The following is a 22,117-nucleotide window of genomic DNA, read 5'->3' on the forward strand; positions in this document are numbered from 1 at the left end:
AATAAGTGTAGGCAGCTCAGATTACCAAGGATTTTATTGAAACTCTACCAATACCTGGTTTTTTTCTACAATTTGACCCGGTACAATTTTCAAAGTTTTTACAATTCCGGTACCGGGAGATTTAATAATATTCTCCATTTTCATAGCCACCAGCACCAGTAAAGTTTCTCCTTTGCGAACTTCCTGACCCGCTTCTATAGCAACGGACTGAATAAGTCCGGGCATTGGTGCTTTAAGATTGTTTATTTTTGTGCTCGCACTTGCCTGCATACCCAAGCCTTCGAGCAGCAGTTCAAATTGATCTTTTACGGATGTTTCAAGAAGTTGTCCGTTTATTAAAAGCTTAAAAGTTTTATCGGCAGTTCCCGTTTCCAGAACTTCAACATTGTAGGATCTGTTTTTCCACAAAATATGGTATTGATTCTGACTTAAACGGACAATATCTCCATTGAAAATACTTTCTCCGATCAGCCATTGATCTTTTTCCTGGTTTATTTCAAAAGTTGAAATCTCTCCCGATGAAACGCCATCTAAGGTTTTGCCGCCAACATTTACTTTTAGCATAAAACTTCGCTGAATTCCTGTACAACTTCATTAAGTATCTGATCCAGCTCTTCAAAAGACATACCTTCAACAAGGCGCATTCTGAAAGGTTTGAAATTTTCCAGTCCTTTGAAATAATTGGTATAGTGACGGCGCATTTCAAAAACACCAGCTATCGGGCCTTTCCAACGAATCGAAAATTCAAGATGGCGACGGCAAACTGCCACACGTTCCGCAAGGGTAGGAGATGCCAGTTTTTGACCGGTTTTAACAAAATGTTTTATTTCATTAAAAATCCACGGATTTCCAATTGTCGCCCGGCCAATCATGATTCCGTCCACGCCAAAGCGATTTTTATATTCCAGCGCTTTTTCCGGCGTATCCACATCACCATTCCCGAATATAGGAATTGTAATGCGCGGATTGTCTTTTATTTTAGCAATCAGAGTCCAGTCGGCTTCACCTTTGTACATTTGCACGCGGGTTCTTCCATGTACAGAAAGTGCCTGTATTCCGATATCCTGCAATCTTTCTGCCACTTCCTGAACATTTTTAGTGCTTTCATCCCAGCCCAGACGGGTTTTAACAGTCACAGGCAAATTTGTAGATTTAACTACCGCATCCGTCATGCGTACCATTTTGGGAATATCCTGCAACAGCGCAGCACCTGCACCGCGGCAGGCAACCTGTTTTACCGGACAACCATAATTAATATCGATCAGATCGGGATGAACACGGGATGCGATTTCTGCACAAGCGCCCATCGTTTCCACATCGCTTCCAAAAAGTTGAATGCCTACCGGTCTTTCATATTCAAAAATATCCAGTTTCTGCACACTCTTTGCCGCATCACGAATTAAACCTTCGGATGAAACAAACTCGGTATACATCAAATCCGCACCATTTTCCTTGCACACCGCACGAAAAGGCGGGTCGCTCACATCTTCCATCGGTGCAAGCAGCAACGGGAAATCCCCCAGCTCAATTTTACCTATTTTTACCATTTATATCTTTTCTGTATTCTGATGGGAACAGATTTTATAAGTCTTTTATTCACTTAATCTTATAACGCAACAGTCACTCTTTATTTTTAAATTCATAATTAGCTGTAAATTTACACCAATTATGCAAAAAAGTTATTCAAATTTGGTACATACACGAGTGCCCGGTACGTTGGGAGGTTTGTTGGTCTTGGTTGGTTTCGTGCTTATTGGAATGGCTGTTGGTAATATCCTGGCAATTGTAATCCTCACTTTGCTTACTTCTTCGGATGCAAACAGTATTACCGGATTATTAACTACTTTATTTGCAGAACCTGAAAAAGTGCCCAATGGGTGGCTTTTGATGATGATTTTACAAGGGACAGTACATTTTTTCTCTTACCTTCTTCCTTCGCTTTTGTACTGGTTTTACATGGAGCGTAAAGATTTTGGTGATTTTAATTTCAAAGACAGACCTGCTGTATCAATCTGGTTTCTTGCCTGCATTTTGGTTCTTGTTTTTATTCCTGTCAACAGTCTTTTTATAGACTTGAATTCCAAAATGAGTTTTCCGAACGCACTATCCGGAATTGAAAACTGGATGCGCGACAAGGAGGATCAAAATGAAATGCTTACCAAATTTATGACCAGCTACACGCAGGTTGGTCAGCTTATTATCGCGCTTGTTGTGGTGGTACTTCTACCGGCTGTTGGTGAGGAAGTCTTGTTTCGAGGGATTATACAACGTAAACTTGCACAACATTGGGCGAATGTGCACGTGGCGATCTGGGTTTCAGCTGCAATTTTTAGTGCAATCCACTTCCAGTTTTTCGGATTTTTGCCGCGTATGATACTCGGGGCATTGTTCGGATATCTTTATTTCTGGTCGGGAAGACTTTCAGTGGCGATATTGGCACATTTTATAAATAATGGATTTATTCTGGTTATGATGTTTCTTCGCAACATCAAAGTGCTGGATATCAATATTGAAGAAAAAGAAGTGATGCCGGTTACAGCGATTATAGCTTCGGCTGTGCTTACGATCGGTATTTTATATGAAATAAGAAAAACCGGAAATAAACAGCCGGTAATAACAACGAATAATTAATTAAGGATTAGATAGTTTAACCAGTACTTGCAGGAAGAATTTTTATGGACGACAATTGGGGTAAGGTATACGATACCAAACAAATGATAAGGGCGGAAATTGCCAGGGAAATATTGGAACAAAATGAGATAGCAGCTGTGATTGTCAACAAGCAGGATAGCGTTTATCCTATTTTGGGGCAGTTTGAAGTACATGTTCCTATGACTGAATTTGTTCGGGCGCAAACCATCCTATCCAATGAAGACTCCCTTACAGAATCTTAGTAATTTACAGCAGCGCACCATTACAGGTCTGATAGGATTTGCAATAATCCTTGCCTGTATTCTTTATAGTGAATGGAGTTTTTTACTGCTTTTTTGCACGATCAGCTCGCTGACACAACTCGAATTTTACAAGCTGCTGGGCCTTGACGGAAACCAGCCATTAACATATTATGGTACCTTTTGTGGCACAGTTATGATGTTATTGGCGTACCTCATAGAACAGGACCTGGTTTCTTTTGAAAATTACTTTCTGATAAGTCCATTGCTGTCAATGATATTTTTTATCAAACTTTATAAAAAGAATGATTTAAAACCATTTACAAATATTGGCTTTACTTTTTTGGGGATAATTTACGTTGCACTGCCTTTTTCATTAATCATTGTAATGGCAATGCGCGGAGGAACTTACAACTACGAAATTGTTTTAGGAAGTCTGCTTTTGCTTTGGGCTTCGGATATCGGAGGATATTTTGCCGGGACAAACTTTGGGAAACGAAAACTTTTTGAACGTATTTCTCCTAAAAAATCCTGGGAAGGCGCCATGGGAAGTGCAGCTTTTGCGGCGTTAATTGCCTTTGTCCTCGGACATTATTTCCGTACCTTCGAACCGTGGAAATGGTATTGTATCGGCGGGATTATTGTGGTGGTTGGTACGTATGGAGATTTGGTCGAGTCGTTATTTAAGCGTAGTATAGCAATTAAAGATTCGGGGAACAGTATTCCTGGTCATGGCGGATTTTTGGATCGTTTTGACGGATTGTTGCTTTCAGCGCCTTTTATAGTAACATTTCTGAAATTGTTTTCCTGAGAGTCCAATTAATCTCTGTGGCAGGCAATGCACAGAAGTATCAGGCGTTTTTAAAGTAGAGGAACAATTCTTTTAGAAATACAGAAAGATTATATTGAAGTAATTTTATAATATATTAAAGTCATTTAATCAACCTATAACCCTTAATGGCGCTGGAGAAAATGTTCCGGCACCGGAAAACGATCTTTTAAGAATGAAAAAACGATTTTTAATATATTTTGTAATACTTGCGAGCGTGTTGTGTGGGCAGGAAATTTTTGCACAGGGTGAGCAAAAGGCCATTATTTTTACCGGGGTAGTGGTTGGAGGGAAAAGTACAGACCGTTTGCCTGGGGCTTACATTTTTATTCCAAAAGCAGGAAAAGGTACACTGGCGGATAACAGAGGTAATTTTACGATTCCTGTTTTTCCTGGCGACAGTATCATTTATAGCTACGTAGGTTACAAAAAGCAATATCATGTCATTCCAAGAAATTACAATGCGGATACCTATTCTGCGATTGTAGCGATGCAGGAAGATGTGACCATGCTTTCCGAGGTTAAAATTTATCCTTATGCAACGGAAGAAGATTTCAAAAAGGCATTTCTTGCTTTGAAATTACCAGATCAGGCAGATCGTGACGCTTTAGCACGCAGTACGGATCCCGATTATATCAACCGGATGGCGGCGCAGGTTCCTAACAACGCGCAGACCAACTATCGATACACCATGGATCAGCAATTGTTTGGTCGGGAATCTGCGGCTGGAAAAGGTTTTGCAACAACATTCCCTTTCCTGAATCCGTTTGCCTGGGCCAACTTTATCAAATCGGTTAAACGAGGAGATTTGAAACAAAAGGAATGGAGAAAAGATCTTAATAATGCGCCTCGTGAAAGTATCACCAAGCAAGACATTATCAAACAGAATGAAGAGTTTGAAAATCCTAAAAAGGATAATAATAACTAGTAATTCCAAATGTTAAAATATCTTAAAATTCAGCCCGAAAGGCTGAATTTTTTTGTACCCTGTCGTTACTTTTTACCAGAATTTGTAAGTTTGTCAGACTTGTCTGGTTATTTTTTCCAGCGATGAAATAAATACGGATAACAGATGAGAAATAAGGTTTTGCTATTCTTGGTTTGCTGCGCAGGGCTTTTTTATACGCAAAACCTTTTTGCCCAGGGCGGACAAAGAGCCATTATATTTAGTGGTATTGTAGTTGGAGGCAAATCTACTGAACTTTTACCGGGTGCTTACATCTATATTCCCAAAGCAGGAACAGGTACTCTTTCGCTTCGTGATGGTTCATTTACCATTCCCGTTTTTCCGGGTGATAGCATCGTTTATAGTTATGTAGGTTATAAAAAACAATATCACGTCATTCCCAGAAATTATAATGCTGATACTTACTCCGCCATCGTTTCCTTGCAGGAAGATGTGATGATGTTGTCGGAAGTCAAGATTTATCCTTACAGTAGCGAAGAAGAATTCAAAAAGGCATTTTTGGCTTTGAAATTGCCTGATCAGGCTGATCGTGATGCGTTGGCGAAAAGTTCTGATCCGCAATATATCAGGAGATTATCGGAACAAGTCGCTAACAATGCTCAAACCAATTACCGGTATTCAATGGATCAGCTGATGTTTGGCCGTGAATCTGCGGCTGGAAAAGGTTTTGCTACAACGTTTCCATTTCTGGATCCGTTTCGCATAGCCAAGTTTATCAAATCAGTAAAAAACGGAGATTTGAAACAGCAGGAATGGCGGAAAGTGCTGAACGATACACCGCCCGAAAGTATTAATAAATATGATGTTCTTAACGATAAGGGCCAGTTTGACAAACTTAAAAAACAGGTGCAAAACTGATTTTTTAGAGCAGGCAATGAATTAAATGAATTCTCTCAATTCAATTTTTTCTCCGTTATAAACAGCGAAGGCCTGTTTTGTCTGTTTGGTAACCCATTCTCCAAGATTGATGTAGCGGCTGTTCGAACTTACTGCAAGGTCAAGTACTAAATGACGGTGCCCGAAAATGTAATAATCGTGGTGCTGTTCTTTTTCAACTTCCTTACAATAGTGCAGCAACCATTCATTATCATCACTGACAAATACTTCTTCTCCTTTTTTTATATTGGCAATCCGGCTTCTTTTAGACCATTGTGAAGCGATCCACATACCAATATCCGGATGAACAATCCTGAAAACCCATTGGAAAAAAGAATTTTCAAAAATCCGTTTCAGAATTTTATAGACCTTGTCTCCGGGACCAAGTCCGTCACCATGTCCAACTAAAATAGATTTTTTTAAACCTGCTGAATTTATGATTTCGAAATTTACAGGATTTCGGTAAATGGTCGCTCCGATTTCTTCTTTCAGGTAACCAAACATCCACATATCATGATTTCCTGTAAAAAGAACAAGCTCGATACCGCGGTCAGCAAGTTCGGCAAGTTTGCCTAAGACGCGGACGAAACCTTTGGGAACGACATGCCCGTATTCAAACCAGAAGTCGAAAATATCTCCTACAAGAACGATTGTTTGAGCATCATCTCCAATGGATTCCAGCCACTTGACAATTGTTCTTTCCCGATCCCGGCTTTTTTCAGCAGTGGGTACACCGAGATGGAAATCGGAAGAAAAATAAATTTTACGGCCTTGCTGTAATGCGATGGATCTGGTTTCGAAATTGAAAATCATGCGATTTAAACTAATGCGCCGCAATTTACGATCTTCTTTTTAAAAACTGATTTTTACAACTGCGGGGAAGAAATTAGCAACAGAATTCTGAAAAAGCTGTTACAAAGAATTTCTTAAAAATTAACTTTGCATTAAAAGAAACCGGGGATGCTCCCGACATAACATTAAAAAAATGAACAAGTATTTATTAAGCGGCCTTTTACTGGTGATCCTAACTTGTACAAATAGAAAAGTGCAGGCACAGATTTCCAAAACGACTTCCCAAAGAGCAACGCAATGGAAACCTGAAAAAGGACAATATTATTTCAGTCACGCTTTGACTTATTCCTTTGAAAATAAAGAAAAGAAAACGAAAGGTGAAATTGTGATATATGTTGATCCCGTGACCGGAACGATGTGTTTTAAACGTGAAAACAGTTTTGGAGATACAGGAAAAGCCTTCGATTTTATACTTGCTTTTCAGGATGGAAAATATATGTATTACGGCGCCGACGAATCCGGAAAGAAATTCAAAATGACGGAAAAAGTAGAAGAATTGAAACCGGATGCTGAAACAATTGCGCAGCAAAAAGAAGATTTCACTACCTATTGCATTCCAACCGGAAATACCCGTAAAGATTTTGGTATGGAAAGTCTGGAATACGAACTTTCCTATCCAACTTCTGATTCAAAAGATAAATTGTGGCTGACTAAAACACCTTTTGGAATTAATCCTTTGTACGGATTTGATCTGATCGATGGCGTAGCAAGTTTGCCGGTATCGTTTGATTATACTCATATTTTCAACAACAAGCAGCTCCTGACGGAATTGAATTCCAAAGGGTTGATACTAAAATTGAAAAGTTATGAGCCTAATCCTTTTTTAGCGATTACCCGTGGCTACACGGAAACAAAAGCCGAGAATTAGGCCCATTTCTTATTTATTGTGCCGCTTCTCTTTCCGCCATTACTTCGGAAAGAGGGCGCATATTTGCTGGTATTTCTTCAACTTCTTCTTCTGCTGTATAAGGGAAAACATCCAGAATTGGCGTAAGATTCATGTCCGTAGTTTCGTATGGAATCAACATCGTGCGCAGACTTTCGGTAATCCGCTGCAAAGCCTGATCAATGCCATCAGCGTTTACAAGCATATAATTCACCACTTTTTTCTCTTTTCCACTTTTTTCATCCACAGAAAAGTAGATAACTTTTGCCTTGAACCATTTTTCTCCGTCTTCATAGGAAAAAAGATCGGCCAGGCGCATACGCGTAATGCTGGTAACGCTGAAATCACTCGCACCCGTTACGATTTGTTGGTAAAGTCTAGCTTCCGATTCCGTATAAGAAACGGCATCAACAAGGTATACTTCATTAATTGTTTTAAGACTTCCTGCCTCGTCTTCTTTTTGGTAACGTATTTTTCCTAAATACCAGCTTGCCATTGTAGTCTGTATTTGATTAAAGTGGATATAAAAGTTTGCAAAGGTATGGTTTGCGAATAAGGCTTGCAACTTGATTTGTAATGATGAAACCGGCAAATCAAATTTTAATCAAAAAAGTAATATCAAAAGAATAATCCTTTCGAGGTATGCGCGTTGTAGTAGCTAACTGTTTATCTTGCGGAAAAATTTTTAAACACACAATGAAAAAACAAATTTGGTTTATTGCGGTTTTGGCTGCTGTTGGATTATATATCGCTGGCTGCGGCGTGAGCCGTCAGGTTTCGGAAGCGAAAGCGTTTGGCGATTGTAAATATAAAATTGCGTCTGCGGATAGTATTTATCTGGCGGGAATTGATATCAATGAATTCAGAAATATCAAAAGCATGAGTGATCTGAATCTTGCCAGATTTCCAAAACTGGGATTGGCATTCTTGCGCAAAGACGTGCCTTTGGATTTACGTGTCAATCTGGATATAAAAAATCCCACACGTAAAAAAGCGGCGGTTAATCAGTTGGAATACAAAGTTTTGCTGACCAATACTGAAATTTTTAATGGGTTTTTGAATCAGAAAATTGAGGTTTATCCGGGAAGCGGAAGTACGAGAGTTCCGATTAAGTTAAGCGCAAATGTGTATAGTCTGCTGATGAATGACCAGACAAGAGATGATTTTATTAATATGGTGATGACTCTAACGGGAAAATCAGATTCAAAACCTGCAAAATTTACAGTGAAGGTAAAACCTACGCTTGATTTGGGTGGCAAATCGATCAATTATCCCGGTTATCTTACTTTTGAACAGGAGATTACAAGTGACATGATCCTAAAAACAAAGTAATGATATCAATATAGAGGCATACTTTTGATACAACACACAAACAATGGCTGGTGGAATGATTGATTGTCATTCCACCAGCCATTGAAACGTAAATTTAAAACGAACAAAAATTGGATAATTCTTTTCTACAAAATCCCCGGTTATTTGAATATTTTACACTTGTACTTTTATTAGCCCTTCTTTTTGGACTTACATTTTTTTCTAAAAGTCTTCAAAAATTCAGAAATGTTCTGGGATTGGGGTTGATAATTGTTCCGGTAGGTTATTTCTATATTATCCTCAATGCCCACGTTATCAACGTGCCTTATGAAGATGACTACAATCTTCTGGAAACGATTTATAAACTAAAAAACGGTTCGGGTTTTATCAATACGGCAAAAGTACTTTTTGAACAGGTAAATCAGCACAGGTTTGCTTTTGAGCGGATTGTTATGCTCATCATGGTGTTTTTTACGGGAACGGTTGACATAAAATTGCAGGTGATGCTGGGCAATCTATTTATGCTTGGTATCCTTTATCTATTCTTTCTGGCATTTAAAAAAGAGAAAGTTTCCTGGCATTACTTTATTCCGGTTCCTTACATCCTTTTCAATCTGGTTTATTTCGAAAATGCGATCTGGGGAATAGCAGCGATACAGAATACTCCTTTGCTGTTTTTTGCCATGCTAACCGTTTATTTTATTGGTAAACCGGATAAAAGGAGCTGGATTTTTGCAGTACTAACGGCCATTGTCACCATGTTTATCAGCGGAAGTGGTATGCTTACGTGGATCATTGGTGGTGTCATTCTTCTTTTTCAAAAAAGATATAAGCTGCTTGCCCAATGGATGGGTATTGCCATTGCGTTAATTTTATTCTACTTCCTTTTTGATTACCAGTTTATATCAACCGGGCAGGGAAAGGTCTGGGAGCATCCCGTTTTCAATCTGATTTTCATATTCGGATTTTTAGGAAATGCCTTATATCTGGACATACCGCATCCGCTTACGCCGGTGTTTTACAAGGATATGATATTATGTGTGTTTTTGGGAATTGGTATTTTTGCGGTTTTTCTGGCATGGATCACCCGGATGTTCCTAAGCAAAGATATGCCATGGACCAACTGGTTTTTGCTGGGCGCATTTATGTTCCTTATGGGTACGGGAGCCATGTTTATCGTGAGCAGGCCGGCGGCTAATTTTTTGATGTATGGTGGTAATATTTTTTCCAGACGTTACATGATTTTCGGCGTTGTGCTTCTGGCGATCGCTTACGTTGGTTTGATATTGCTTGTCAAAAACTATAAAAATATTAGTTTATCGGTATTTGGTTTGAGCTTAATCGGTTGTCTGGCGTTGAATTTTATAAGTTATTTTTATTCCATCAGAAGTGTAAGAGAACAGCACGAAAAATTATCCCTTGACGGATATTATTGGAAAAATTATAATACGCTGTTGTCGGTTGGATTTAATTATGGTGATAAACCATTTTGGAATCATCCGACCAAAATGAATAATCTTATAAAAAATCTTGAAAAGGAGGGCTTACTTCGTCTTTACGAAAGTGACAAGTTATTGCCGGCAAAGCGTCTCATTCCTGAAACTGAAATTGCGGGAGAATATGCACCAAAGCCGGATATTCAGCTTGGTTTGAGGAATAATGATGATAACGTTCCAATCAGGTATATCACATTTGAAACAAAAAAAGGATTGCATCCAAAACCTGAATATTTTGTTTTGGTTTCTGATCAATTTACAAATCTCCTTCCAGCTATTCCCGTCCCAAACTCACTTTCAGAATTTCTGAGGAAACGAACTTATTATGACGATAAATATTCCTATTCGTTTTATAAGAGAAAAGTACCAAAAGGCAAATTCGATATCTGGATATTATCAGGTGGAGATAGGGATTCTGGTAAATGGGAATCCCGTTATACAAGAGAGAAAATATTTATATTTTAGCTGATTGTAGTCTCTCGGCTGATTTTTTAAAATATCTACAACAACCTTCGTTATGCAAATTCTTACTTACAACCTCAACGGAATCCGTGCAGCTTTGAAGAATGGCTTGCTGGAATGGTTAAAGGACAAACCTTTTGATATTCTTTGTTTTCAGGAGGTGAAAGCGACACCTGATGTGGTTGATTTATCAGGATTTGCCGCATTGGGTTATGAGCTGATAGGTTGGCATGCAGCTGAAAAAAAGGGATATAGCGGTGTAGCGATATTTTCTAAAATCAAGCCTGATTTTGTTTCTCTGGGATTTAATTTGCCTGTTTACGATAGTGAAGGAAGACTTTTACGTGCAGATTTTGGAGATATCACTTTGTTAAATTGTTATTTTCCGTCTGGAACAAGCGGAGAAATCCGGCAAAGTGTTAAAATGAATTTCCTTGAAGATTTTAATAATTGGGTTGATATGCTGCGAATCGCACGGCCCAATTTAATTATCTGCGGAGATTATAATATTGCACATACAGAAATGGATATCCACAATCCAAAAGGAAATAAAAAGTCATCCGGGTTTTTGCCCGAAGAAAGGGACTGGATGACAAAATGGTTTGGAAGCGGCTATACGGATGCTTTCCGGCACATGAATCCGGATTTGCAGGAATATTCCTGGTGGACTTACCGCTCCGGTGCAAGAGCAAGTAACAAAGGCTGGCGGATCGATTACATTTCCGTTGCCGATACGATTAAAGACAGAATTGTAGGAAGTAGGCAATATAATGACGCTGTGCATTCGGATCATTGTCCCGTTTGGCTGGAAATTGAATAAATTGACTTATGGAAATTTCGACACCTTTAACTTTAAAAATGGGAAATCTGATGAACGAAAGTCAGTTTTTTCAATTTTGTCAACTTAACGAAGGTGTAGAATTTGAGAGAGATTCTTCGGGCAATATGATTATTCTGCCATTACGAGGTGCTTTGTTTAGCTTATTGAATGTTAATCTTTCCGGTCAGCTTTGGAATTGGAATAAGAAAAACCAAACTGGTTTGATTTTTAGTTCTTCAACGGGTTTTACATTACCCAATGGAGCCGTCCGTTCGCCTGACGTTTCATGGGTTAGGAAAGAAAAATGGAATTCACTTTCCGAAGAACAACAGCAGTTTTTTGCTCCAATTTGTCCTGATTTTATAATCGAAATACATTCTGTTCCGGAAGAAAAACAATACCTCCTTGATAAAATGAGAGAATATATCAATAACGGAACACAGTTGGCCTGGCTAATTGATTATCTGCATGATAAGGTGTATATTTTCAATGCAGCAAATGAAATAACGATCAAAAATTCATTGAATGTAATCCTTTCAGGAGAATCTATATTGCCAGGATTTTCGCTGGATCTGGGTGCTGTCATTAATAAAATCAGAATTTAGTACTATCAAAAATCAATAAAACCTTGTTCAGCTACTTCCTCATTTACAAACCTTTCGGAATGCTTTCGCAATTTACCCGTGAGGGCGACCATGCTACATTGGCTGATCTTGAATTTACTTTTGAAAAAGATATTTATCCGGTTGGCCGACTGGATGCCGATAGTGAAGGACTGCTTTTACTTACCAACGACAATTACCTCAAAACAAAACTACTGGAACCAAGAAACCGGCATAGAAGAACTTATTATGTTCAGGTTGAAGGAGAAATGACCAAAGAGGCTTGTGTGGAATTGGAAAGTGGTGTCAAGATTTCGATCAACGGAAAAACGTATCTTACTTTGCCAGCGTCTGCTTCCCAATTGGAAGTACCTTCGCTTCCGGAAAGGAATCCTCCCATCCGTTTCCGGAAAAATATTCCAACTTCCTGGGTTTCCATAACACTTCATGAAGGTAAAAATCGTCAGGTTCGCCGTATGACGGCCGCTGTTGGTTTTCCAACCTTACGCCTGGTACGCTGGGCGATTGGAAAAATTAATCTTGCTGATTTTGGTGCGGACGGAGCTAAACCGGGGGACGTATGGGAAGTTACAGATCAGGAAGTCCGCAAGCTCTTGCTTTGAGCCTGAAACTTACTTGATAAAACAACTATATGAACTTGTCAAACCGGATAGAAGGGTTAATTTTGTAGTTATCCTGTTTTCAAAATTGATATTAGTTGGCAAAGGAACAAAAAGAAACTCCGCTTAATAAACAGTATAATCAGATTAAGGCCAAGTACCCTGGTGCATTGCTTCTTTTCCGGGTTGGCGATTTTTACGAAACTTTCGGAGAAGATGCGATACGTGCTTCCAAGATACTTGGGATCGTACTGACACGCCGTAATAATGGCGGGTCGCATGAAGAACTTGCAGGATTTCCTCACCATTCCCTGGATAATTACCTTCCAAAACTGGTTCGTGCCGGTGAGCGCGTTGCCATTTGTGATCAGCTTGAAGATCCGTCAACAGCAAAAGGAATTGTAAAACGCGGCGTTACCGAATTGGTTACGCCTGGCGTTTCCATGAACGATAATGTACTGGATACACGCAGAAATAATTACCTGGCCGCTGTGCATGTTGGCGGTGAAGATCTTTATGGAATTTCCTTTCTGGATATTTCTACGGGTGAATTTTTGACGTCACAAGGCAATGCTGCCTACGTTGATAAAATGCTTCAAGGGTTTACTCCTTCTGAGGTCCTTTTTTGCAAAAAACACAAACAGGAATTCAACCAGCTTTTTGGCGGCAAGTTTCACACTTTCCAACTGGAAGACTGGTGTTTCGGATATGATTATGGTTACGAGCAGCTTACCACGCATTTTAGTACCACAACGCTGAAAGGTTTTGGTATTGAAAGTCTGCCGATGGGGATTATTGCTGCCGGTGTAATTCTGCATTATTTGCGGGAAACTGAGCATAGAGAAGTAAGCCATATCAGTCGCGTGACGAGGCTGGAAGAGGAGAAATATGTTTGGCTTGACCGGTTTACGGTAAGAAATCTTGAACTCGTTTTTCCTCAGCAGGAAGGCGGTGTTCCTTTGATTCAGATTCTGGATCAGACGGTGACGCCAATGGGTGCTAGGTTGCTAAGAAGATGGGTTGTTTTACCTTTGAAAGAAAAATTACCGATTGAAGAGCGTCTGAATACCGTTGAGTTTTTTCTTGCCAATGATGAATTGCATGAATCCATTACCCAATATTTAAAACAGATTGGTGATCTTGAACGGTTGATTTCAAAAGTAGCCGTTCGCCGGATTAGTCCGCGGGAAATGGTTCAGTTGAAAAAATCACTGAAACAAATCGGCCCAATCAAGGAAATTCTTGGCAAAATAGCTTCAACGCATACCAGTTATGCGGTTTTAAACAAATATGCGGATCAGCTGAATCTTTGTACTTTTCTGATTGATAAAATTGAAACAGAATTAAGAGAAGATGCGCCGCTGCTGATTAATCAGGGGGGGATGATCAAAGATGGAATTGATGCAGAACTGGACGAACTGCATGCGATTTCCCGTGAAGGAAAAGGATTTCTCTTAAAGCTTCAAAATGAAGAAATGGAGCGGACCGGGATTCCGTCATTGAAAATTGCTTATAACCGGGTTTTCGGCTATTATCTTGAAGTTACCAATTCTCATAAAAATAAAGTCCCGGAAGAATGGATTCGCAAACAAACGCTTGTTAACTGCGAGCGGTACATTACGCCAGAACTTAAAGAATACGAAGAAAAAATACTGAATGCCGAGGACAAGATTTCGGCTATTGAATTCCGTATTTTTTCTGCTTTGATATTGACCGCTGCTGAATATGTTGGTACCATTCAGCAAAATGCAATTATTATTTCTACGCTGGATGCGCTGGGTTCCTTTGCGACGACGGCCAAAAAAAATAATTACGTCAAGCCTGTAATTAATGAAGACAGAGTTCTGGATATAAAGGATGGTCGCCATGCTGTAATTGAGCAGCAATTACCATTGGGTGAAAGTTACGTTCCGAATGATCTTTATCTCGATAATGAAACACAGCAGATTATCATAATTACCGGTCCAAACATGGCGGGTAAATCTGCTTTGCTGAGACAAACCGCACTGATTGTTCTGATGGCGCAGATGGGAAGTTATGTTCCGGCAAAAGCGGCTACGATTGGTATTGTTGATAAAATATTTACCAGGGTAGGAGCGAGCGACAATTTGAGCAGAGGAGAAAGTACGTTCATGGTCGAAATGACGGAAACGGCCAGTATCCTTAATAATCTTAGTGACCGCAGTCTGGTTTTGATGGATGAAATCGGCCGTGGCACGAGTACGTATGATGGTGTTTCCATTGCCTGGGCTATTGCTGAATATTTGCACAACCAGCCTTTGGTTAAACCAAAAACATTGTTTGCAACGCACTATCATGAATTAAACCAGCTTTCTGATGATTTTCCGCGCATCAAAAACTTCAATGTTGCCGTAAAGGAAGTTGACAATAAAGTAATCTTTTTAAGAAAGCTGAAACCAGGTGGAAGTGCACACAGTTTCGGTATTCACGTGGCGCAGATCGCAGGTATGCCTCAGCCGATTGTATTACGGGCCAGTGAAATTATGCATCACCTTGAAAAAGATCACGTTGCGGACAAACATCAGAAAAAGATCAAGGAGATGCCGAAAAATAATTTTCAGCTGAGCATTTTTGAACCTACTGATCCGAGACTTGAAAAACTGAAAGAAGACCTGGCGTTGATTGATGTAAACACATTATCACCGATTGAGGCACTTTTAAAATTGAATGAATTTCAGAAAATGTTGCAGAAAAAATAATCTAACCATAGCGAAAGCTGCATTATAATTTAATAACTCCTAATCTTTTTTATGAAAAATTTGACCCGTTATCAGTTAATGGCCATGATGTTTCTCCTTTATTTTATTTGGGGATCATGGTACGGCCAGATGAGTAAATACATGTTTAATTCCCTGCACGCGACCGGAGTCCAGGTGGGAGGTGCTTATGCGGCTTTTTCCATTGCGATGATTATAGCGCCCTTTTTTGTGGGTATGATTGCTGATAGATATTTTGCTGCCCAGAAAGTACTTGGTGTGTTGAGTTTGGCGGGCGCGGCTTTGTTGTATTTGATCACAGGAATTACCGATGCTGATACATTTTTCTGGGTGATTTTGGCTTACTGTATAACTTTTGCACCAACCATGGCATTGACAACTTCCATCGCTATGCAGCATGTGAAGGATACAGAAAAAGATTTCCCAACTATCCGTGTAATGGGCACTGTGGCCTGGATCGTGGTTTCGAATATTATCGGTTACTATGGTTTTGGTGACAGCGTAATGATTTTCAAAATTTCGATGATCGCTGCTGCTATTTTAGGTGTTTATTCGTTCTTTCTTCCAAATACACCACCGAAGCCAAATACCAGCACTACTTTTTCTGATATTTTGGGTTTGGATGCGTTCAAGCTTTTTAAAGACCGCTCGTTCGCAATTTTCTTTATTTCGTCTTTGCTGATCTGTATTCCTTTGTCATTTTACTATGCTATGGCGAATCCGTCTCTTACGGATTCTGGGATGACAAATGTTGAAAATAAGATGTCGCTTGGACAAGCCTCAGAAGTTGTTTTTATGCTTTTAATTCCTTTTGCCTTCCGCAAATTCGGTGTAAAATGGATTTTGATCGTTGGTTTGATCGCCTGGATTGTTCGGTTTATCGGTTTTGGTTATGGTGATGCGAGCAGCGAATGGTTACTATATATGGCAATCGTTCTTCATGGTGTTTGTTATGATTTCTTCTTTGTTACGGGTCAGATTTATACGGATAGCAAAGCAGGTGAGAAATACAGATCTTCTGCACAGGGATTGATTACAATCGCTACATACGGTATTGGAATGGGAATTGGTTCCTGGATTGCCGGTATTGTGGCTGATCAATATACTGTGAATGGCGTTAAAGATTGGACTAGTATCTGGATGGTTCCGGCTGGAATTGCTGCTTTGGTGCTTGTTCTGTTTGTTTTGTTCTTTAAGGACAATAAGGTGAAGGCTGAGAGTTAAGATTTCAGGTTTCAGTGTTTTTCACGCAAAGCAGAAAAGTTTAAAAGGGGAAGGTCGCAAAGTTATGTTTGCGGCCTTTTTGTTTCAAATGGATTAGTAATTTTTTTGACTGATTGGAGAACGAAGAGTTAGCAATATCACATTGTATAGCCATCGCCTGTTTATAGAAAAACGTCCTGATACCAATTTTCATGACTCTTTCGGAGCCTCCTGTTTTTTGCCTGATTTGATATTTGATCGAAATGCCAGGAGGCTCCCAAGGAGCCGGGAAATGTTAACTATCTCAAATTTCTATAAAAAGGAGGCTCTGATGGAGCCGTAAATTTTTGTGATTTCCAAATTGATTTGCTCGAATTTGTTTCAAGGTTTTGTGAACGAAAAAGGTCATCAAGTTCGAAAACCTGATGACCTTTTCTAGTTTATATTATAATTCAATTATTGAACGGTTAGCTCAACAATTTCTCACCAATCATCTCTGTCTCTTGAATCACCTCTTCTTGATCCGCCGCCTTTTTTATAATCTCCGTCTCTTCCTCCGCGTCCGTAATCAGATTTAGGTTTTCCACCATACCCGCTTCCGCCGCCGTAGCCGCCACTTCCTCCACCATAACCTCCGCCGCTGTTTCCGCCTCCGCTATAACCTCCACCGCCACCGGCTGGTTTGTTTCTTCCGAAGTTAGAACTTCTGTCGCTTGTTCCTGTACTGCTGCTGCGACTATCGCTGCTGCCTGTTCTTGGCTGGTCTCCCGGTGTTCTTTCTTTTTTCTGCGATTCGTTTACAACTAACGGTCTGCCGTACATTTCGACTCCGTTCAACTCACTTATGGCTAGTTTAGCCTGCTCTTCATCAGGCATTTCTACAAACCCAAACCCCTTGCTTTGACGTGTAATTTTGTCAATAATAATTTTTGCGGAGCTTACTTCACCAAATTTTTCAAAAGCTTCACGCAACTCGCTTTCTTTTAACTTAAAAGAAAGACTCCCAACAAAAATGTCCATAGAAATGCCTGTTTTTTAAAATTCTGTTTTGTTATGATAAATATATTATTTTAACTGATAAGCTACTACACTATTTTTCAAAAATGTTGGTACATATACAATCTTTTTCTTGGCGTCATACCCAATATCGGCTGTATTGCTGCCCGCGGCCTTGGTATCCAGCATCAATTCTTTCGATCCGTCAGACTTTACGTAATAGATAGCTCCCGCCCAGCAGGACACGATATACTCGCCTGGTTTCACTTCCATAATTCCATCCGTACTTTTATCCAGGCCTTCTGCAAGGGTCGTGGGTTTCTTGTTTGCATCCAGTTTTATAAGTGAACCGCTGTCCAGGATCAGCAAATCGGTACCTATTGATAACAATCCGTTTGGACGTGTCAAGGTTTCATAATAGGTTGAAACTTTTCCGTCTTTCAGAAGATGCACTTTGTGGGTATCAGAATCAGAAACGTAGATATTTCCTTTTGAGTCTGTTGTCAGATCATTCAGAAATTTCGAACCTTCAACAGGATATTTTTGTAAAATCTTGCCTGATTTGAAATCAATTTCAACAATGTCTGTAACATCGGCTACGTAGAATTTAGAACCGAGTTTCCCCATTCCTTTTGGCGCATTCAAGCCAGATACCCAGTTCAGATCAATTACTTTACCATCAAGTCCAACTTTTCCAATCGCACCTTTTCCATCTTTTTCGCCCGACTTTCCGTCAATTTGTGCTACATATAAAATTTTATCTCCTTCACTGTAAAACACAGATTCAGGAACCGGAATTGTGCCTTCCGTTGCCCAGATTTCAGTTAAGGTATTTTGTGCCTGAACTGATAAAAAAGAAGCTGTAAACAAGGCGGTAAAAAGTAGATTTTTGATTTTCATCTGGCTAAGTTTTGTTGGAGATTTAAGATTGAAGTGGTTTGATTATTCAGTTTTAAAAGCATTATTATACCAAAGCTAAATAAAAAAATACAAAAAAAGTCTGGTCGCAAGCGGCCAGACTTTTTAAATTTTTTGCAGAAATATCGCTATTTCTTTTTCTTAGCTTTTTTCTTTCCTGCTGCAACAGGCTCTTCCGTTACCTTCGATAAATCTTTAATACGGATATTTCTAAATTTGAGCGGAGCTCCATGTCCAAGGAATCCAAGATGTCCCATTGTGTTTTTCAACCCGGGGTGATCTCTGTGATCCGCTGTGCCATTTTTACTGGCTTCGGCAAGATCTCCTTCTGTGATCACGGTACCATTCAAAGTAACCTTGATTTTTGATCCTTTTAAATAAACTTCTTCATAGTTCCATTCGCCAAGCGGTTTCAGATATCCACGTTTTGCAGGGATAATACCATACGCAGAACCGTGGTATTGATATTCTTTCAAATCTTTATAAATGTCTGCATCATTATCAAGAATCTGGATTTCTGTTCCAACATAAGCAGCATCACCTTCCATAGGCGTACGAACGCCCAGACCGTTATTTGCGCCAGGTGTAAGCTGAAATTCGAAACGGAAAATAAAGTCGCTGTATTCGTCTTTTGAATAAAGATTTCCTTTTCCGCCACCATTTGGATTACAAACCATTTCACCATTCTGGCTGGTGTAGTCAATTGTATTTCCAACCCATTCATGCATATTCGTTCCGTCAAAAAGGATTTTATAACCTTCTTTTTTCTCTTCGTCAGAAAGCATGAAAGGTTCCGGACGAGGGATTTCACGAACATAAATATCACGGTAGTAAACTACGTTTCCATGCGCCTGCAATTCCAGTTGCTCTTTTACAAAAATTGGCAATTTACGATCCCAGTAATTTTCAAGAATCACATTATCAACTACTTTTTCACCATTCAATTCAACCGTAACACGGTCGCCGATCATGGTAATGTGGAAATTATTCCAGTCGCCGATGGCGTTGTCCGCAAGTTTTGTCGGATTTTTAGGATTTTTGTCATTGTTATACAATCCGCCAGAACCAACCTGAGCGCCAACATCAACACGGGAGGTATCCCAGATCTGAACCTGAGGCGTACCGCGAAGATAAATTCCTGCATCACCTTTTGATTCAATTTTCCAGTCAATATACATTTCAAAATCTCCATATTGTTTAACCGTACACAGATTATCGCCATGACCAGAGAAAACTAAATCACCGTCTTTCGCAGACCAGCCTGATTTCATAATCTCATCTGCTTTTTTCTGTTTCAAAGCCAAAGTATCAGCACTCATTTTGGCACGGGCAATCGGGTTTTCAACCAGACCTTTCCAGCCTGTAAGATCTTTTCCGTTGAATAAAGAAACAAAACCGTCGCCAGCCGGCATTTCTGCCAGATATTTGCGGATAGATTCTTTTTGATATTCGCTATCCTGGCCTTTCAAAACCGAAGATGTTTTTGTCATCAGTTCCCGAACTTCTGCACCGCTGAAATTTTTGTTTGCCAATCCGATATTCATCACCGCCTGAGCAGCAGCTTGCTGAACAGCGCCGGAATTGTCAAGATACTTTCCAGCCAAAAGCAAAGCGTTGAACGTTTTATATCTTGGTAATTCCTTCAAGATCAATTCTTTCTGCGCATCCGTTTTTGCAATGTCAAGCGCATTGTGAAGCATCAAAACTTTGTTAACCGGCGTTTTTGGAGATTTTGTAATTCCTGAAACATAACCGGTCAAAGCAAGATTGAAATCTTCTGCATCCGTTGATTTTTTTGCAATAGCCAAAAGCTCGTTCGCAGCACTTGCATCTGACCAGTTGGAAAGTGCAGAAATAGCCGCCTTTTTAGAAACTGCATCACCTACATTATAAGATGAAACAACCGAAGTCAAAGCTTTATTTCCACCGATACTGGCCAAAACTGCCAGGTAACGAGATTGTTTATCCGCCGGGGAAGCAGTGATTTGTTTCAAAATAAAATCACTCTGCGCCGAAGCATTTCCTGATCCTTTTACACCGGTAATAATCGCATTTTGAACAGCGGTGACTTCATCAGCATTAGTTACGGAATTCAAAAGTGTAAATAACTGAGGCAGATCATTTGAAGTTGCCAGTGATTTCAGCGCGTTAAATGCAGCTGTTTTAACTTCCGGATTAGTACTTGTAAGTTGTGCTGAAACCACACCCATTTTAGAACTGGCAGCTCTTGCAGCCAAAACATCAATGACCGCCGGTTGCGCCGTTGCTGGTAAAGTTGGTAAAGCCGTTGCAAGCTGATCCACAACTGAATTTCCTTTCAACGTCAAAAGTGTGTTTTTAACCGCTTTGATTTCGTCTGCATTACCTTTCTTCAGAATTGGAAGTAAAGCAGGAAGGCTGCTCTCGCCACCGATTTTTCCAGTTGCCCAAATAGCCGCCGTTTTAACTTTAGCATCTTTTGAAGCAAGAGATTTCGTAATGATTGGCAATGCATCTTTTGATTCAGCGCGACCCAGCATATAAATAATTTCAGCCTGAACTTCCGGCTTTGTCTTTTTTAAAGCATTTAACCAGGGAGTTGTTCCATCTGCCATTGTATATTTTTGTCCCAGTTTCAAAGCCGCAGCACGGTATTCAAGATCTGAACTATCCAAGGCTTTTACCAAAACAGGAACACTTTCGCGTTTTTTGCTGTCCGCATATATTTTCAAAGCAGAAGACCGTGCGTCCGTTTGTTTTGCATCAACCAAAGAATTAGTAAGCACCAAAGCTGCTTTTTCTGCAATCGGAGCGTTTCCGGTAAGAGATAAGCGCGACAAATAGTTCAAATAAGAAGCAGTTGAATTGGCTTCATCATAAAGATAATTTGCTTTCACAGCCGCCGCAGCCAGGATGGATTCCGAAGACGGGGAAGCGATTTCAGATAAAGCGAACAGGCTTACTTTACGTAAATTCAATTCCTCACTTGTCGCCGTTTTTTCAATAGCACCAGCTGCTTCTTTTACGCGGCTCATACCAAGTGCTTCTGTAATAGAAATCTGAGCTTTGCCTTTTGCAGTTGTCAAAGCTTGTAAAAGTGCTTTCCCAGTACTTTCAGTACCAATTCTTGCCAATGTTCTTGCAGCAGGTCCTGACAAATATTCGTCAGAAAGGTAAGTTGCCACAACCGGAACGGCTTCGTCTTTACCAATGGTTTGTAACTGATAAATCAAAAATTGCTTGCTTTCCGGCGACTGCACTTTTGATAAAGCTTCCACATAAGCTTCGGCCGCATTTTTACGCCATGATTCTTTTCCGGCCTGAGATGAGTAATAAGTAAAACCTCCAAGCGCATACTGCGCCTTGGCATCATTTCCTTTGCCTGGTGCAACCAGCATCGATGCGATTTGAACCAATCCCGGTTTTCCAAGATCGGCCAGTTCGTCCATGCTTTTCTTTAATTGAGTTGCATTATCAGCCGGAAGCTGCGCTAGTAAATCGGCGATTCGGGTCGATAAAGTTCTGTTTTTATCCAATTGAGCCATTGCACCCGTATGAAGCATACAACAGGCAAGCAGCGCATATATAATTTTTTTCATGATCTGTTTTAAATGAATGAAACGGTTTTTGTATCGCTCTTTCCCAAAATATGAATAAAGATCAATACAGAA

General features: G+C 39.9%; 20 protein-coding genes. 13 read left to right on the forward strand and 7 right to left on the reverse strand.

The annotated features are described in order from the left end of the window. Positions 1-33: 33 nt before the first annotated feature. On the reverse strand, positions 34-564 hold the full coding sequence (locus tag IEE83_RS01870) for an acyl-CoA carboxylase biotin carboxyl carrier protein subunit (protein ID WP_194118939.1): 531 nt from the start codon (positions 562-564) through the stop codon (positions 34-36). Continuing rightward, positions 558-1,547, reverse strand: a complete 990-nt coding sequence (gene dusB, locus IEE83_RS01875) for a tRNA dihydrouridine synthase DusB (RefSeq protein WP_194118940.1) — start codon at positions 1,545-1,547, stop codon at positions 558-560. The genes IEE83_RS01870 and dusB overlap by 7 nt, the downstream gene beginning before the upstream one ends. A 121-nt stretch (positions 1,548-1,668) precedes the next feature. Between dusB and IEE83_RS01880 the strand changes: the two genes are divergently transcribed. The 5 genes from IEE83_RS01880 to IEE83_RS01900 all read left to right on the forward strand — a co-directional run bounded on the left by IEE83_RS01880 (position 1,669) and on the right by IEE83_RS01900 (position 5,545). Further along, the gene (locus IEE83_RS01880; RefSeq protein ID WP_194118941.1) at positions 1,669-2,631 is read left to right on the forward strand and encodes a CPBP family intramembrane glutamic endopeptidase; all 963 of its coding nucleotides are present in this window, start codon (positions 1,669-1,671) and stop codon (positions 2,629-2,631) included. Between the two features lie 44 nt (positions 2,632-2,675). Further along, positions 2,676-2,894 (forward strand): putative signal transducing protein, encoded by a 219-nt coding sequence (locus tag IEE83_RS01885; protein WP_194118942.1) that lies wholly within the window; start codon positions 2,676-2,678, stop codon positions 2,892-2,894. Next, the gene (locus IEE83_RS01890; RefSeq protein ID WP_194118943.1) at positions 2,869-3,702 is read left to right on the forward strand and encodes a phosphatidate cytidylyltransferase; all 834 of its coding nucleotides are present in this window, start codon (positions 2,869-2,871) and stop codon (positions 3,700-3,702) included. The genes IEE83_RS01885 and IEE83_RS01890 overlap by 26 nt, the downstream gene beginning before the upstream one ends. A gap of 193 nt (positions 3,703-3,895) precedes the next feature. Beyond that, a complete protein-coding gene (locus IEE83_RS01895; protein WP_194118944.1) occupies positions 3,896-4,648 on the forward strand; it encodes a carboxypeptidase-like regulatory domain-containing protein in 753 nt (250 codons plus the stop codon). A 144-nt stretch (positions 4,649-4,792) separates the two neighbouring features. Continuing rightward, positions 4,793-5,545 (forward strand): carboxypeptidase-like regulatory domain-containing protein, encoded by a 753-nt coding sequence (locus IEE83_RS01900; RefSeq protein ID WP_194118945.1) that lies wholly within the window; start codon positions 4,793-4,795, stop codon positions 5,543-5,545. A gap of 21 nt (positions 5,546-5,566) precedes the next feature. Here IEE83_RS01900 and IEE83_RS01905 read toward each other — a convergent pair whose 3' ends face one another. After that, a complete protein-coding gene (locus IEE83_RS01905; protein WP_194118946.1) occupies positions 5,567-6,376 on the reverse strand; it encodes a UDP-2,3-diacylglucosamine diphosphatase in 810 nt (269 codons plus the stop codon). 172 nt (positions 6,377-6,548) lie between these two features. On the opposite strand from IEE83_RS01905, the gene IEE83_RS01910 reads away from it, so the two are divergent. Then, entirely contained in the window at positions 6,549-7,283 is a 735-nt protein-coding gene (locus IEE83_RS01910; protein ID WP_194118947.1) for a hypothetical protein, read from the forward strand. A gap of 13 nt (positions 7,284-7,296) precedes the next feature. On the opposite strand, the gene IEE83_RS01915 is transcribed toward IEE83_RS01910, so the two are convergent. Beyond that, positions 7,297-7,797: a DUF4494 domain-containing protein gene (locus tag IEE83_RS01915; RefSeq protein ID WP_137340237.1), complete on the reverse strand. Its 501-nt coding sequence runs from the start codon at positions 7,795-7,797 to the stop codon at positions 7,297-7,299. 200 nt (positions 7,798-7,997) lie between these two features. Between IEE83_RS01915 and IEE83_RS01920 the strand changes: the two genes are divergently transcribed. The 7 genes from IEE83_RS01920 (at position 7,998) to IEE83_RS01950 (ending at position 16,574) form a co-directional block, all read left to right on the forward strand. After that, positions 7,998-8,633 (forward strand): hypothetical protein, encoded by a 636-nt coding sequence (locus tag IEE83_RS01920; RefSeq protein ID WP_194118948.1) that lies wholly within the window; start codon positions 7,998-8,000, stop codon positions 8,631-8,633. Between the two features lie 110 nt (positions 8,634-8,743). Then, positions 8,744-10,573 (forward strand): hypothetical protein, encoded by a 1,830-nt coding sequence (locus IEE83_RS01925; protein ID WP_194118949.1) that lies wholly within the window; start codon positions 8,744-8,746, stop codon positions 10,571-10,573. Positions 10,574-10,625: 52 nt separating this feature from the next. Continuing rightward, positions 10,626-11,390 (forward strand): exodeoxyribonuclease III, encoded by a 765-nt coding sequence (locus IEE83_RS01930; protein ID WP_194118950.1) that lies wholly within the window; start codon positions 10,626-10,628, stop codon positions 11,388-11,390. Between the two features lie 8 nt (positions 11,391-11,398). Further along, a complete protein-coding gene (locus IEE83_RS01935) occupies positions 11,399-11,995 on the forward strand; it encodes a Uma2 family endonuclease (RefSeq protein ID WP_228101637.1) in 597 nt (198 codons plus the stop codon). A 23-nt stretch (positions 11,996-12,018) separates the two neighbouring features. Continuing rightward, positions 12,019-12,615, forward strand: a complete 597-nt coding sequence (locus tag IEE83_RS01940; protein ID WP_194118951.1) for a pseudouridine synthase — start codon at positions 12,019-12,021, stop codon at positions 12,613-12,615. A gap of 95 nt (positions 12,616-12,710) precedes the next feature. Then, positions 12,711-15,332, forward strand: a complete 2,622-nt coding sequence (gene mutS / locus IEE83_RS01945) for a DNA mismatch repair protein MutS (protein ID WP_194118952.1) — start codon at positions 12,711-12,713, stop codon at positions 15,330-15,332. 51 nt (positions 15,333-15,383) lie between these two features. Then, positions 15,384-16,574 (forward strand): nucleoside permease, encoded by a 1,191-nt coding sequence (locus IEE83_RS01950; protein WP_194118953.1) that lies wholly within the window; start codon positions 15,384-15,386, stop codon positions 16,572-16,574. 462 nt (positions 16,575-17,036) lie between these two features. On the opposite strand, the gene rbp is transcribed toward IEE83_RS01950, so the two are convergent. The 3 genes from rbp to IEE83_RS01965 all read right to left on the reverse strand — a co-directional run bounded on the left by rbp (position 17,037) and on the right by IEE83_RS01965 (position 22,045). Next, a complete protein-coding gene (rbp, locus tag IEE83_RS01955; protein WP_194118954.1) occupies positions 17,037-17,573 on the reverse strand; it encodes an RNA-binding regulator in 537 nt (178 codons plus the stop codon). 45 nt (positions 17,574-17,618) lie between these two features. Next, positions 17,619-18,449, reverse strand: coding sequence for an SMP-30/gluconolactonase/LRE family protein (locus tag IEE83_RS01960; protein ID WP_194118955.1), 831 nt, complete (start codon positions 18,447-18,449; stop codon positions 17,619-17,621). Between the two features lie 146 nt (positions 18,450-18,595). Beyond that, positions 18,596-22,045 carry a DUF1080 domain-containing protein gene (locus IEE83_RS01965; RefSeq protein ID WP_194118956.1) on the reverse strand — a complete coding sequence of 1,150 codons (3,450 nt, stop codon included), beginning with the start codon at positions 22,043-22,045 and terminating at the stop codon, positions 18,596-18,598. Positions 22,046-22,117: the final 72 nt, after the last annotated feature.

The sequence above is a fragment of the Dyadobacter subterraneus genome (assembly GCF_015221875.1).
Lineage (GTDB): Bacteria > Bacteroidota > Bacteroidia > Cytophagales > Spirosomataceae > Dyadobacter > Dyadobacter subterraneus.

What these genes read in the sequence shown, in the direction of transcription:
- IEE83_RS01870 (WP_194118939.1), bottom strand. Translation starts at nt 564, where the DNA reads ATGCTAAAAGTAAATGTTGGCGGCAAAACCTTAGATGGCGTTTCATCG.
- IEE83_RS01890 (WP_194118943.1), top strand. Translation starts at nt 2,869, where the DNA reads ATGAAGACTCCCTTACAGAATCTTAGTAATTTACAGCAGCGCACCATT.
- IEE83_RS01935 (WP_228101637.1), top strand. Translation starts at nt 11,399, where the DNA reads ATGGAAATTTCGACACCTTTAACTTTAAAAATGGGAAATCTGATGAAC.
- IEE83_RS01910 (WP_194118947.1), top strand. Translation starts at nt 6,549, where the DNA reads ATGAACAAGTATTTATTAAGCGGCCTTTTACTGGTGATCCTAACTTGT.
- IEE83_RS01965 (WP_194118956.1), bottom strand. Translation starts at nt 22,045, where the DNA reads ATGAAAAAAATTATATATGCGCTGCTTGCCTGTTGTATGCTTCATACG.
- IEE83_RS01950 (WP_194118953.1), top strand. Translation starts at nt 15,384, where the DNA reads ATGAAAAATTTGACCCGTTATCAGTTAATGGCCATGATGTTTCTCCTT.
- IEE83_RS01915 (WP_137340237.1), bottom strand. Translation starts at nt 7,797, where the DNA reads ATGGCAAGCTGGTATTTAGGAAAAATACGTTACCAAAAAGAAGACGAG.
- rbp (WP_194118954.1), bottom strand. Translation starts at nt 17,573, where the DNA reads ATGGACATTTTTGTTGGGAGTCTTTCTTTTAAGTTAAAAGAAAGCGAG.
- dusB (WP_194118940.1), bottom strand. Translation starts at nt 1,547, where the DNA reads ATGGTAAAAATAGGTAAAATTGAGCTGGGGGATTTCCCGTTGCTGCTT.
- IEE83_RS01930 (WP_194118950.1), top strand. Translation starts at nt 10,626, where the DNA reads ATGCAAATTCTTACTTACAACCTCAACGGAATCCGTGCAGCTTTGAAG.
- IEE83_RS01960 (WP_194118955.1), bottom strand. Translation starts at nt 18,449, where the DNA reads ATGAAAATCAAAAATCTACTTTTTACCGCCTTGTTTACAGCTTCTTTT.
- IEE83_RS01895 (WP_194118944.1), top strand. Translation starts at nt 3,896, where the DNA reads ATGAAAAAACGATTTTTAATATATTTTGTAATACTTGCGAGCGTGTTG.
- IEE83_RS01905 (WP_194118946.1), bottom strand. Translation starts at nt 6,376, where the DNA reads ATGATTTTCAATTTCGAAACCAGATCCATCGCATTACAGCAAGGCCGT.
- IEE83_RS01920 (WP_194118948.1), top strand. Translation starts at nt 7,998, where the DNA reads ATGAAAAAACAAATTTGGTTTATTGCGGTTTTGGCTGCTGTTGGATTA.
- IEE83_RS01900 (WP_194118945.1), top strand. Translation starts at nt 4,793, where the DNA reads ATGAGAAATAAGGTTTTGCTATTCTTGGTTTGCTGCGCAGGGCTTTTT.
- IEE83_RS01885 (WP_194118942.1), top strand. Translation starts at nt 2,676, where the DNA reads ATGGACGACAATTGGGGTAAGGTATACGATACCAAACAAATGATAAGG.
- IEE83_RS01880 (WP_194118941.1), top strand. Translation starts at nt 1,669, where the DNA reads ATGCAAAAAAGTTATTCAAATTTGGTACATACACGAGTGCCCGGTACG.